Source organism: Kitasatospora sp. NRRL B-11411 (genome assembly GCF_000721345.1).
Classification (GTDB): Bacteria; Actinomycetota; Actinomycetes; order Streptomycetales; family Streptomycetaceae; genus Kitasatospora; species Kitasatospora cineracea.
Genome location: NZ_JOGH01000018.1, coordinates 101,191 through 114,017 on the forward strand (window position 1 = coordinate 101,191; position 12,827 = coordinate 114,017).

Below are 12,827 nucleotides of genomic sequence, written 5' to 3' on the forward strand. Positions count from 1 at the left end.
TTGGCGCCGGTGCGGGCGGGCGGCGCGGTGCGGGTGTCGGTGCTCATGCTCGTCCGTCCTCGCGGGCCTGGCGGGTGAGGAAGGCTCCGGCGATGATCAGGACCAGCAGCGACATGGTGCTGGAGATCGCCGAGCCGTAGCCGACGTCGGCGCGCTCGAAGAAGTTCTGGTAGGCGAAGTAGGAGGGGACCAGGGTGGAGTTCCCGGGGCCGCCGCCGGTCAGGACGTAGATCTGGGCGAAGACCTTCAGGCCGGCGATGGTGGTGGTCACCAGCACCACGTAGACCTCGGGTCGCAGCAGTGGGACGGTGATCCGGGTGAAGCGCTGCCACCAGGAGGCGCCGTCGAGTTCGGCCGCCTCGTACAGCTCCGGGTCGATGCGCTGCAGGCCGGACAGGAACAGCACCAGCGGGTAGCCGAGCTGCATCCAGATCAGGACGAACAGGACGACCCACAGGGCCAGGTCGGGGTTGCCGAGCCAGTTCTGCGCGAGGCCGTCGAGGCCCGCCTTGGCCAGCAGCGAGTTGAGGGTGCCGCGGGGGGCGAGGATCCAGCCCCACATGAGGCCGGTGACGGCGACCGGGATGACCTGGGGCAGGTAGAGGCCGGAGCGGAAGGCGTTGACGAGGCGGTCGCCGTGCTTCTTGCCGATGTAGTCGAACAGGACGGCGGCGATCAGCAGGCCGAGCATCGTGGGGACGACGGCCATGCCGAAGATGAGGAAGAAGATGTTGCGGAAGGACGCCCAGAAGTCGGCGTCGGAGAACAGGCGAGTGTAGTTGTCCAGGCCGGTCCATGTCGGGTTCCCGATGCCCTGCCAGCTGGTGAGGCTGTAGCCGAAGGTCATCAGCAGCGGGACGACCAGGAAGAGCAGGCACAGCAGCAGGCCGGGCGCGAGGTAGAGCGCGTAGCCCGCGGACCGCGAGCGGGGTTTGGTGTCCATCGGTGCTCCTTGGGGCGGGGCGCCGGCCGTACCCGCGGTCGGCGCCCCCGTGTCGTCCGGCGGGGTCAGTGCCGGGAGGCGGCCTGCTTCTCGTACGGGGCGGCGATCTGGTCCAGGACGGACTTGGTGTCGGCGCCGTTCATGAGGTTCTGGGTCGCGGAGACGAGGACGTCGAAGTACCCGGCGGCCGGCCAGTCGGGGTAGTAGCCGAGGCCGTCGCTCTTCTGGAGCTGGTCGAACTCGCCCACGAGCTCACGGGACTTGGGGTCGGTGATGGCGTCGGGCTGCGCGGCGATCGGGACGTTGCCGTTGTTGCCGATCAGGGCCTGGATCTCCGGGGACATCGTGATGTCGATGAAGTCCTCGGCGAGCTTCTTGTTCTTGGAGTGCTGCGGGACGACCCAGAGGTTGCCGCTGGAGCCGAGGGTGATCTTGCTGCCGGGGAAGTTCGCGGTGGTCCAGTCGAAGTCCTTGATGTCGGTCTTGAAGCCGCCGAACCACCAGTTGCCGCCGACCAGGATGGGGCGCTTGCCCGAGACGAACTGCTCGGTCATGTCGGCGCCCTTGAGGCTGACGTCGTCCTTGTCGAAGTAGCCCTTGTCGAGCCAGTCCTTGTAGGTGTTGACGGCGTAGGTCCACTCCGGGCCGTGGAAGTCGATCGGGCCGGAGAAGGTCTGGTAGTCCTGGACCCACTTCTTGTCGGCCTTGGACAGGGCCAGCAGGTAGAGCCAGTGCGAGGCCGGGTGGTCGTTGCCCGCGTTGGCCAGCGGGGTGATGCCGGCGGCCTTGAACTTGGCGAGGGCGTCCTCGAAGCTCGCCATGTCGGTCGGGATGCTCACGCCGTACTTGGTGAACATGTCCTTGTTGTAGTAGGAGAGGACGAACTCGCCGTAGTTCGGGATCCCGTACCACTTGTCGCCGCCCATCTCGCCCTTGGCGTTGTAGCGGGCGGGCACCGAGGCGCTCTCACTGATCTTCGAGGTCCAGCCGCGGTCCTTGGCGACCTGGGTCAGGTCGGTCAGCAGTCCCTGCTTGGACAGCAGGCCAGCGGTGGCGTTGCCCTTGTTGTACTCCATGACGTCGGGTGCCTTGTCGGAGTTCAGGATCATGCCGGCGCTCTGCTGGATCTGGTCGAAGGTCTTGCGCTCGAACTCGATCTTCACCCCGGGGTGGGTCTGCTTGAACTTCTCGATGGCCGCGTCCCAGGCGTTGCTCAGGGCACCGTCCTGCTCCTCGTAGTGCCAGACCCGCAGCGTGTTGCCGCCGGAGGCGCTGTCGGAGCCGCTGCCGCAGGCGGTGAGCGGAAGGGTGAGGGAGAGGGCGAGCGCGGCGAGGGCGACGCGTCTGCGGGAGGGGTTCATCGGGAGTCCTCGGGTGACGGGCGAAGGGGGGCGGATGCGGAGGGGCTCACTCATCCGGTGCCCGCCGATCGTGGCACGGCCATTTTCTCGCGTCAAGAAACTATCGAAACCTGAACATCACCATGCCGTAACAGTGCAGACTTGCGCCCTCCATCGCTGACCACCCGCAGCGCAGGCTGCATACAGCCGTTGACAGGATGCAACTTTCTCGACAAAAGTAATTATCCCTGCGGCAGCTCCGCCGCCCGTTCCCCGAGAGGTCGTTCCCCGTGTCCCTCGACGTCCGCAGCATCCCCGACCGGTCGGCCCGCGCGCCGCAGGAAGGCCGGCCCGACCGCCAGGAGGACGCGCCGTGGTGGCAGTCCGCGGTCGTCTACCAGGTGTACCCGCGCAGCTTCGCCGACGCGGACGGGGACGGGATCGGCGACCTGCGCGGCATCGCCTCCCGGCTCGACTACCTGCGCGAGCTGGGCGTCGACGTGCTGTGGCTGTCGCCCGTGTACCCCTCGCCGCAGGACGACAACGGCTACGACATCAGCGACTACCAGGACATCGACCCGGTCTTCGGCTCACTGGCGGACTTCGACGAACTCCTCGCCGGCGTCCACCGCCGGGGCATGAAGCTGGTCATGGACCTGGTCGTCAACCACACCTCCGACGAGCACCCCTGGTTCCGGGACTCGCGCGCGAACGTCGGCGGCAAGCGCGACTGGTACGTGTGGCGCCCCGCCCGCCCCGGCCGCGTGCCCGGCACGCCGGGGGCCGAGCCCAACAACTGGGGCTCGTTCTTCTCCGGCCCCGCCTGGGAGTTCGACGAGGGGAGCGGCGAGTACTACCTGCACCTGTTCTCCCGCAAGCAGCCCGATCTGAACTGGGAGAACCCGCGGGTCCGCCACGCCGTGTACGCGATGATGCGCTGGTGGCTGGAGCGCGGGGTCGACGGCTTCCGGATGGACGTGATCAACCTGGTCTCCAAGGACCAGCGCTTCCCCGACGGCGCGGTCGCCGACGGCGCCGCCCACGGCGACGGCTCGCCGTTCTACGTCTGCGGCCCGCGGATCCACGAGTACCTGCAGGAGATGCACCGGGAGGTGTTCGCCGCGCACCCGGGGCGGCTGCTGACGGTCGGTGAGATGCCGGGGGTGGACGTCGACCAGGCCCGGCTGTTCACCGACCCGGACCGCGCCGAGGTCGACATGGTCTTCCAGTTCGAGCACGTCGGCCTCGACCACGGCCCCGGCGGCAAGTTCGACCCCCGCCCGCTGCGGCTGAGCGAGCTCAAGCGCTCCCTCGGCCGCTGGCAGGAGGGCCTGGCCACGACCGGCTGGAACAGCCTGTACTGGAACAACCACGACCAGCCCCGCGCCGTGTCGCGCTTCGGCGACGACGGCCCCCGCCACCGGGAGCTGTCGGCGAAGGCGCTGGCCACCGTCCTGCACCTGCACCGCGGCACCCCGTACGTCTACCAGGGCGAGGAGTTGGGCATGGCCAACGCGCCCTTCGCCGCCGTCGACGACTTCCGCGACATCGAGTCCCTCAACCACTACGCCCACGCGGTCGCGGCCGGCGCCGACCCGGAGCGGGTCCTCGACGGGCTGCGGCGGATGGGCCGCGACAACGCGCGCACCCCGATGCAGTGGGACGCCTCGCCCGGCGCCGGGTTCACCATCGGAACGCCCTGGATCGCGGCCAACCCCGACCACCTCCGCGTCAACGCCGCCGCCCAGCTCGCCGACCCGTCCTCCGTCTTCCACCACTACCGGCGCCTGATCGCCCTGCGCCACGGCGAACCGGCCGTGGTCCACGGCGACTTCACCATGCTCCTGCCCGAGGACGAGCACCTGTACGTCTTCACCCGCGGCCTCGGCGGCACCGCACTCCTGGTCGCCGCCAACCTCGACGGCGCCCCCCGCCCCCTGCCCGCCGCGGTGCTGGAGGGGTGGGGCGGGGCCCGCGTCCTGGTCGCCAACTACGCCGACCGGCCCGACCTGGGCGGCTTCCCCGTCCTGCGGCCCTGGGAGTGCGTGGTGCTGCGGCGCGCTTCGGCGTGAGGACGGCCGGTGCCCCGGACCGCGGCTTCCCGTCCGGTCCGGGGCACCGTCATGCGCCGGGCCGCCCCGGGCGTCACGACTGGACGGCGTCGCGGATCACCAGGCAGGCGGCGCCGCGCGCCCAGAGGTCGTCCGTGACGGCGTCCACGATCACCTCGCAGTCGGCGGCGGCGGTGGAGAACGCGTGCTCCCGCAGGGCCGCGGCCATCGCCGGGCCGAACAGGTCCTGCACCGCGGCGCCCTCGCCGGCCAGCACGATCTTCTCCAGGTTGAGCAGGTTGCACAGCCCCGCCAGCCCGCGGCCCAGCGCGTCGCCCGCGGCGGCGAACGCGGCGAGCGCCGTCTTCGAGTCGGGGCCGCGGCCGGAGCGGGCGAGCGCGACGGCCTCGTCGATGTCGTCGCAGCCCTCCAGGCCGGCCTCGCGCAGCCGTCGCAGCACCGCGCCGTAGGAGACCAAGGCCTCCAGGCACCCGGTGTTCCCGCAGCTGCACACCGGCCCCGCCGGGTCGAGCGGCATGTGGCCGAACTCCCCCGCCAGACCGGTGCGGCCCAGGTGCAACCGCCCACCCAGCAGCAGCCCGCACCCCACGCCGGGGCCGACGGTGACCACCGCGAACGACTCGGTGTCCCGCCCGTGGCCGAACCACTGCTCGGCCACCACCAGGGTGTTCACGTCGTTGCCGACCGCCACCGGCAGGCCGGTCGCGGCGGCGAGCGGACCGGCCACGTCCTCGTCGTGCCACCCCATCAGCGCCGAGTACCGGCACAGGCCGGCGACCGGGTCCACGTGCCCGCTGACCCCCACGCCCAGGCCCAGCATCCGCTCCGCGCTGCCCGGCACGGACGCCAGCAGCTCCCGGACGCCCTGCGCGGTCGCCGCGACCACGGCCCCGATGCGCCGGTCCGCCAACGGCTGCTCCCAGCGCGCCAGGACCTGCGCGCCCAGGTCGGTCAGCACCGCGGTCACCTTCGACGGGCCGATCTTCACCCCCACCACCAGGTGCAGCTCGGTGCGCACCTGCAGCATCCGCCGGGGCCTGCCGACCGCCCCCTCGGCGGCCGCAGCGCTGTCCTCGACCAGGTACCCGGCGTCCATCAGCGGGTTGACGATCTTGGTGACCGTCGACTGGGACAGCCGCAGCTGCTGCGCCACCTCGGTCCGCGACATCGGACCCGCGGTGAGGATCGCGGCGAACACGTCCGCCTTGGTGCGCTGCCCGGCCGGGTCGGCGGCCGACCCGGAGGCCGGCACCCACAGCCGGGGCACCAGTCGTTCAGCGGGCATCTGGATGGTCACGGTCGGCCTGCCTCCAATGTCTCGCCCCCGGCCGTCGGCCGACGCGGCTGCGGACCAGTCTGGCACCGGTCCGCCGCACACGGCGGGCATCGCCCAGTTAGTTTACATAGCCAAGAAAATGAACGGGAGCCCCGACCGCACAACCCTTGACTTCACCTGAGCCCGTCGCCACGATGTGGGCGGCGTTAATTTCTGACTTCAAGCAAGTAACGCCACTCCCCTGCCACCCACCCCCCACGGAGAACGACCCATGCATCGAAGAATCGGCCAGGCCGTGCTCGCGGCAGCCCTCGCCGCGAGCGCACTGCTGGTCCCCGCCGCCTCGTCCCAGGCCCGGGAGAGCACCAGCACCCGCACCGGCACCAGCTCCCACCCGCTGTACTGGATCGCCTACGAGCAGCCGTTCACCAGCGACTCGCCCCTGACCGAGTCGCAGTGGGACGCCGACATCTCCTGGGTCTCGCACAACCTGAAGCCCTACGGCTACACCATGGCCAGCACCGATGGCTGGATCGAGGGCGGCACCCAGACCGACGCCCACGGCTACGTCCTGAAGTACAACGACTCCTGGACGAAGACCTGGAGCGGCGTCAAGAACCAGCTCGACGCCGCCGGCCTGGACATGGGCGTCTACTACAACCCCCTGTGGGTGACGCCCGCCGCCGTCGCCGACCCCGCCAAGACCGTCGTCGGCCGACCCGACCTCAAGGTCTCCGACATCGTCAACCCCGGCGACCGCTTCCTCGGCAACCCGGACAAGCCCCTCTACTGGGCCGACGTCACCAAGCCCGGCACCAAGGAGTACGTCCAGGGATACGTCAACTACTTCAAGAACATCGGCGTCAAGTTCCTGCGCATCGACTTCCTCAGCTGGTACGAGTCCGCGACCGCCGTCGGCGCGCCCGCCGGGTCCGTCGCGCACGGCGCCGACAACTACGCCACCGCGCTGCGCTGGATCGAGGAGGCCGCCGGACCCGACCTCGAGGTCAGCCTGGTCATGCCGAACCTGTACGACCACGCTGCCACCGAGGTGAAGTACGGCGACCTGATGCGCATCGACGAGGACGTCTTCGGCGGCGGCTGGGACCACGTCAGCGGACGTCGGCAGACCTGGCAGCCCGGCTGGAGCCAGTGGGCCAACCAGTTCCTGGGCTTCACCGGCTTCTCCGACGTCGGCGGCCGCGGCGCGATGACCCTCGACGGCGACTTCACCCGGCTCAGCACCTTCCCCGACACCCCGATCGGCGACGCGGGAAAACGCACCGAGATCTCCCTGCTGACCATGGCCGGCGCACCCATCGCCGTCGCCGACACGAACACCACCGGCGACGGCCAACTCGCCTACTACCAGAACCGCGAGATCCTGGCCCTCAAGCAGGAGGGCTTCACCGGAAAGCCCGTCTACCGCAACGCCGACCCCTACGAGCCCGCCACCGCCGGCCAGGAGGCCACCGGCAGCCGCGACACCGAGCGGTGGATGGGCCAGACCGCCGACGGGGACTGGGTCGTGGCCCTGTTCAACCGCGACGACACCCGGACCCGCACGCTCAGCCTCGACCTCTCCGCCGAAGCCGGACTCGCCGACGGCGGCGACGCCCGCGACCTGTGGACCCACACCGACCTGGGCCACCTCACCTCGGTGACCGCCACCCTCGCCCCGCACGACGTCAAGCTGGTCCGGATCAAGCCGACCAAGCCCGCCGCCGACGCGTTCACCACCACCTACCAGGCCGAGGTCGCCACCTGGCGCGACGGGGCCAAGTTCGACAACAACCACGCCGGGTACTCCGGCACCGGGTTCGTCGACAAGCTCGAAGCCGCCTCCGCGGGCTCGAACGTCGTCTTCGCCGTCGACGCCCCCAAGGCCGGCAGCTACGACCTCGGCATCCGCTACGCGGCCGGCAGCGGCGCCAGCACCGTGCACTGGAGCGCCCAGAACCTCGCCGGCGCCCAGCAGTCCGCCGGCACGGCGTCCCTGCCCGGCACCGCCGACTGGAACACCTGGTCCACCGGCCACCAGCAGGTCACCCTCGCCCAGGGCGTCAACCTGCTGACGGTGCACCGCGACGCCGCCGACACCGGCGCGATCAACCTGGACTCCATCACCCTCGACAACCGCAACCCCGTCGCCAACGGCGGCTTCGAGAGCGGCGACCTGTCCGGCTGGAGCGAGTGGCACGACAGCGGCCCGCAGTACGGCGTCGACTCCTACGACGTCGCCGACGGCCAGTACAAGCTGTACTTCTACGACCCGGCGCAGCCCGTCCGGCAGAGCGCCCACCAGACGCTCTCCCTGCCCGCCGGCACCTACACCGTCCGCGCCAAGGCCAAGCTCCAGTCCCTGGCCGGCAACCCCGTCACCACCGCCCGCCTGGAACTCACCCCCGGCGGCGCACCGACCACCACCTCCCCGATCACGCTCGGCGCCGCCTACCAGGACGTCACCGGCACGGTCACCCTCGACGCCGCCGGCACCCTCGACCTCGGCTTCTACCTCGACGCCGGCCCGGGCACCTCCCTGCAGCTCGACGACGTCACGGTCACCCGCGGATGAGAGCGGCCACCGCACGACGGCAGGTGCCACCCGCCGCCCTCGCCCTGGTCCTCGCCGCCGCCCTCACCCTCGGCGCGCACCCGCAGGAGGCCCACGCCGCCTCCCTCGGCGACGTCACCGGCGTGAGCGTCACCGGCGACACCGTCACCGTCTCCGTCGGAACCGACCAACTCGTCGTCCGCGTCCTGCGCCCGGACACCGTCAAGGTCGACTACCGGCCCGGCGGCGCCGGCAGCCCCGACACCCCGGTCATCGACCCCGCCAAGCAGTGGACCGGCTCGAACACCACGAGCATCGACACCGCCGCCGACCCCATGGTGATCACCACCTCCCAACTCAGCGTCCGGATCGCCAAGCACCCCGCCCGGGTGGCGGTCTACGACTCCACCGGCACCCCGCTGCTCACCGAACCCGCCTCCGGCGGCGTCGAACCCGGCGCCCTGCACTTCACCCACGGCCCCGGGCAGAACTTCTACGGCATCACCGGCACTCCGATCCCCAGCGCCGAGGACGACCCCAAGCAGAGCCTCGCCCACGGGATGCAGCGCAACTCCGGCGGCCACGTCAGCGCCGGGAAGCAGGGCGACGGCGGCGCGCCCCTGACGTTCACCAGCCACTACGGGCTCCTCGTCGACTCCGTCGACGGCGACTTCGACATCACCGACACCGGCCTCGACTTCACCGGCGTCTCCAAGACCGACGTCTCCTACTACGCCATCGCCGGACCGCCCAAGCAGGTCATGAACGCCGTCGCGGAGATCTCCGGCCTGCCCGACATGGCCCCCAAGTGGGCCCTCGGCTTCAACAACAGCCAGTGGGGCAGCACCGAGGACGAGGTCAAGGGCATCGTCGACGGCTACCGCAGCCGGCAGATCCCCCTCGACGCGTTCACCATGGACTTCGACTTCAAGGCCTGGGGCGAGGACGACTACGGCGAGTTCCGCTGGAACTCCACCTCCGCGCCCGGCAACGTCCAACCCGACAAGTACCCCGACGGCGCCTCCGGCGCCTTCGCCCGGGACATGGCCGACCGCGGCGTCCACCTGATGGGGATCATGAAGCCCCGCATCGTCATCGGCGCACCCGACGGCGGCACCACCGCCCAGGGCCAGTGGGCCCGCGACAACGGCTGCCTCTACCCCGGACGCGCCGACTACCCCGAGTACTTCTCCGGCCGCCTCGCCAACGACATCGACTTCTCCCAGCAGAAGTGCCGCGACTGGTACTGGCAGCACGCGAAGAACCTCGCCGACACCGGCATCGCCGGCTGGTGGAACGACGAAGCCGACGAGGCCAACGGAGCCGACTTCGACAGCCTCCAGCACACCGACATGCAGCGCGCCCTCTACGAGGGGCAGAGCGCCACCTCCGACCGGCGCGTCTTCTCCCTCAACCGCAACTTCTACCTCGGCGCCCAGCGCTACGGCTACGGCATGTGGTCCGGCGACATCGCCTCCGACTCCGGCACCCTCGCCGACCAGCGCACCGGCCTGCTCACCGCCGCCAACATCGGCGAGACCCGCTGGGGCATGGACATCGGCGGCTTCACCGGAGACCCCACCGACGAGGCGTACGCCCGCTGGATGGAGTTCGGCGCCTTCGTCCCCGTCTACCGGGTCCACGGCACCCTCGACAAGAAGCGCCAGCCCTGGCTGTACGGCCCCACCGCCCAGGCCGCCGCCACCAAGGCGATCGACCTGCGCATGCAGCTCATGCCCTACCTGTACGCCAACGAGCGCACCAACCACGAGACTGGCATCGGCCTGGTCCGCCCGCTCTTCTACGACTACCCCGACGACCCGGCCGCCGCGAACCTCACCAGCGAGTGGATGTTCGGCGACTCGCTGCTCGTCGCCCCCGTCGTCGAGATGGGCGCCACCAGCAAGAGCGTCTACCTGCCCGCCGGCACCTGGACCGACTGGTCCCGCGGCACCACCTGGACCGGCCCCACCACCATCGACTACCCCGTCGACCCGAACACCCTCCAGGACATCCCGCTGTTCGTGAAGGGCGGCGGCATCGTCGCCACCCAGCCCGTCCAGCAGTACACCGGCCAGGCCCCCGTCACCCAGATCGACCTGAACGTGTTCCCCGCCGACACCGCCACCGACTTCACCGTCTACGACGACGACGGCCTCACCACCGCCTACCGGAACGGCACCTACTACAAGCAGCACGTCACCGCCGGGCGCACCGCCGACACCGCGACCGTCCGCACCGACGCCCGCACCGGCTCCTACGCCTCACCCCTCCAGTACAACGTCGTCAAGATCAACCGCTGGGACGCCACCGGCGTCACCGTCGACGGCGCCACCCCCGCCGCCTACCCCGACCTCGCCGCCCTCGAAGCGGCCGACGGCGAGGGCTGGACCACCGGCACCGACCAGTACGGCCCCTACGCCGCCGTAAAGGTCCGCGCCGGACAGGCCCGCACCATCCAGGCCGCCGGCAGCCCCCAGGGCCACCTCGTCGGACTCGGCGGCAAGTGCGCCGACGTCTCCGACGGCAACACCGCCAACGGCACCGCGGTCCAACTGTGGGACTGCGCCGCCGTCCCCGCCCAGCAGTGGAGCTTCACCGGCGGCAAACTGCACGCCCTCGGCAAGTGCCTCGACCTCGAAGCCGGCGGCACCGACAACGGCACCCGCGCCCACCTCTGGGACTGCCTCCCCGTCGCCTCCCAGACCTGGGAGCGCACCGCCGACGGCCAGTACCGCAACCCCGCCTCCGGCCGCTGCCTCGACGTCTACCAGCAGTCCACCGCGAACGGCACCCGCCTGCACCTGTGGGACTGCCACTCCGGCACCAGCCAGAAATGGAGCGCCCCCCAGTAACCGATGCCTCTTCAAAGCCCCGGTCCGGACACCCCTCGTGTCCGGACCGGGCACCGGCATTCACACCGTCAGAGCCGAAATGAGCAGCATCACCGACTGAGGTTTTCTCAGCGAAATGATCTCTGCGAGCCCGGGCGAGCGGCGGCGTCGCTGGCGAGCGGGTACCGGCCCGGGTCGCGGACAGACGTGAAGCCCCTGGTAGGACAGGTCTCTCTCTCACAAGATCGTCCCGCTGAACCAGAGGCTTCACGTTGGTCACCTCTGTTGCCACGCTCGACGTCCCCCGCCACGTCGTCGAGTTCCTCGCCCACCTGCTGGCCGCCCACCGGCGCCGGATCGGCACCCCGAAGGGCTCGCGGGCGCTGGGCCCGTTCCGGCAGGCGGTGCTGGTGCTGCGCTGGTTCCGTGAGCGTGGCTGCGTGCACTGCCTGGCTCGCGACGCCGGCGTCTCCCAGGCCACCGGCTACCGCTACCTGCACGAAGGCATCGACGTCCTCGCCGACCAGGCCCCCGACCTGCACGAGGTCCTGAGCCGGTGTCGGCGCGAGGGAATGACGCACGTGATCCTGGACGGCACGCTAATCGAATCGGACCGCCTCGCCGGCGTTCGCGAGAACGGCAACGACCTGTGGTTCAGCCAGAAGCACAAAGCGTTCGGCGGCAACATCCAGTTCCTGTCAGCCCCGGACGGCACGCCGCTATGGGTCTCCGATGTCGAGCCGGGCTCGACTCCCGATATCACCGCCGCCCGCATCCACGCCCTGCCCGCCCTGTACAAGGCGGCGGCCAACGGCCTGCCGACCCTCGCGGACAAGGGCTACATCGGCGCGGGCATCGGCGTCCGTATCCCTGTCCGCCGCCCGAAAGGCAAGTCCGAACAGGCACTTCACGTCGACACCCGCATGTTCAACGCCCTGCTGCGGCACGTCCGCGCCTTGGGCGAGCGCACCGCCGCCGAGCTCAAGCAGCGATGGCGCACCCTCCAGTACGTCACGCTCAGCCCCAGCCGGATCGGCGACATCGCCCGCGCTGCCCTCGTCCTCAACGGAATCTGGAAGTGACCTGTGCCGTCATAAGGGATCTGGTCCGACGTCAGGCTGTGACCTGAGGCGACAAGACTGCAAAAATCGCGTGAGACGCTCGGCGCACTTCGTCGAGGATGGTCACCATGACCCACGTGATCGAATCCCCTGGTGCCGACGACGCCGTGTCTCTGGGCCCGCTGCAGTTGAGGGTCTGGCTGCAGACGTATCCCTGCGCGGACGCGGGGATCGACGAGGCCTGGATCCGCGAGCACCGCGGCTCCTCTGCCACCACGGAGGGAATCGCCCAGTGGCGGGAGTTCATCGAGGCGGCGAGAAGGCAGCCGGACCTGCTGTTCTGCCGTGTCGTCCGCTCTGGGACGAAGATCGTCGGCTTCCTCTGCGGCCGCCGGGAGGAGGTGGTCACCCTCGGGCCGATGTACCTGCTGGACGATGCCCAGGGCCGAGGCATCGGAGGCCGGTTGATGGGTGAGTTCCTCACCTGGGCGGGAAGCGCACCTATGCGCCTGTGGGTTACCGAGTACAACGAGCGCGCGATCCGCTTCTACCAACGCTACGGATTCCAGGCCACGGGCGAGCGAGAGCTCTGGCAGGGGAAACTGCCGAACATGCGCATGGTCCGCGACGCCACATCGAGCGGCAGCCTCAACTGAGCCCGGCATGGGACCAAATCACCTGGAACCGGACATGGCCTTCATTGAGAAAACCTCACTGGTGAGAAACTCTTGCCTTTCCGATGGGGGC

8 protein-coding genes are annotated in these 12,827 nt (G+C 70.2%); 5 read left to right on the forward strand and 3 right to left on the reverse strand.

Features of this window, described 5'->3' with window-relative positions; genetic code table 11:
* Positions 1 to 43: 43 nt before the first annotated feature.
* Together IH44_RS0111940 and IH44_RS0111945 are read right to left on the reverse strand one after the other, a co-directional pair.
* Positions 44 to 943 carry a carbohydrate ABC transporter permease gene (locus IH44_RS0111940; protein ID WP_030459459.1) on the reverse strand — a complete coding sequence of 300 codons (900 nt, stop codon included), beginning with the start codon at positions 941 to 943 and terminating at the stop codon, positions 44 to 46.
* Between the two features lie 65 nt (positions 944 to 1,008).
* On the reverse strand, positions 1,009 to 2,304 hold the full coding sequence (locus IH44_RS0111945) for an ABC transporter substrate-binding protein (RefSeq protein ID WP_035954774.1): 1,296 nt from the start codon (positions 2,302 to 2,304) through the stop codon (positions 1,009 to 1,011).
* Positions 2,305 to 2,573: 269 nt separating this feature from the next.
* Here IH44_RS0111945 and IH44_RS0111950 point away from each other — a divergent pair, with 269 nt between their 5' ends.
* The gene (locus IH44_RS0111950; protein WP_232794909.1) at positions 2,574 to 4,355 is read left to right on the forward strand and encodes an alpha-glucosidase; all 1,782 of its coding nucleotides are present in this window, start codon (positions 2,574 to 2,576) and stop codon (positions 4,353 to 4,355) included.
* Positions 4,356 to 4,428: 73 nt separating this feature from the next.
* Here the strand turns inward: IH44_RS0111950 and IH44_RS0111955 are convergent, their stop codons facing one another.
* Positions 4,429 to 5,640: an ROK family transcriptional regulator gene (locus IH44_RS0111955; protein ID WP_198544980.1), complete on the reverse strand. Its 1,212-nt coding sequence runs from the start codon at positions 5,638 to 5,640 to the stop codon at positions 4,429 to 4,431.
* Positions 5,641 to 5,902: 262 nt separating this feature from the next.
* On the opposite strand from IH44_RS0111955, the gene IH44_RS49365 reads away from it, so the two are divergent.
* From IH44_RS49365 to IH44_RS42690, 4 genes are all read left to right on the forward strand, one after another.
* Positions 5,903 to 8,206 (forward strand): carbohydrate-binding protein, encoded by a 2,304-nt coding sequence (locus IH44_RS49365; protein WP_157852278.1) that lies wholly within the window; start codon positions 5,903 to 5,905, stop codon positions 8,204 to 8,206.
* Positions 8,203 to 11,040: a TIM-barrel domain-containing protein gene (locus IH44_RS0111965; protein ID WP_107066515.1), complete on the forward strand. Its 2,838-nt coding sequence runs from the start codon at positions 8,203 to 8,205 to the stop codon at positions 11,038 to 11,040. Before IH44_RS49365 ends, IH44_RS0111965 begins: the two co-directional genes overlap by 4 nt.
* 251 nt (positions 11,041 to 11,291) lie before the next feature.
* Entirely contained in the window at positions 11,292 to 12,101 is an 810-nt protein-coding gene (locus IH44_RS0111970; RefSeq protein WP_030459465.1) for a transposase family protein, read from the forward strand.
* Positions 12,102 to 12,208: 107 nt separating this feature from the next.
* Positions 12,209 to 12,736 (forward strand): GNAT family N-acetyltransferase, encoded by a 528-nt coding sequence (locus IH44_RS42690; protein ID WP_051816792.1) that lies wholly within the window; start codon positions 12,209 to 12,211, stop codon positions 12,734 to 12,736.
* The last annotated feature ends 91 nt before the right edge of the window (positions 12,737 to 12,827 follow it).

What these genes read in the sequence shown, in the direction of transcription:
- IH44_RS0111940 (WP_030459459.1), bottom strand. Translation starts at nt 943, where the DNA reads ATGGACACCAAACCCCGCTCGCGGTCCGCGGGCTACGCGCTCTACCTC.
- IH44_RS0111945 (WP_035954774.1), bottom strand. Translation starts at nt 2,304, where the DNA reads ATGAACCCCTCCCGCAGACGCGTCGCCCTCGCCGCGCTCGCCCTCTCC.
- IH44_RS0111955 (WP_198544980.1), bottom strand. Translation starts at nt 5,640, where the DNA reads ATGCCCGCTGAACGACTGGTGCCCCGGCTGTGGGTGCCGGCCTCCGGG.
- IH44_RS49365 (WP_157852278.1), top strand. Translation starts at nt 5,903, where the DNA reads ATGCATCGAAGAATCGGCCAGGCCGTGCTCGCGGCAGCCCTCGCCGCG.
- IH44_RS0111965 (WP_107066515.1), top strand. Translation starts at nt 8,203, where the DNA reads ATGAGAGCGGCCACCGCACGACGGCAGGTGCCACCCGCCGCCCTCGCC.
- IH44_RS42690 (WP_051816792.1), top strand. Translation starts at nt 12,209, where the DNA reads ATGACCCACGTGATCGAATCCCCTGGTGCCGACGACGCCGTGTCTCTG.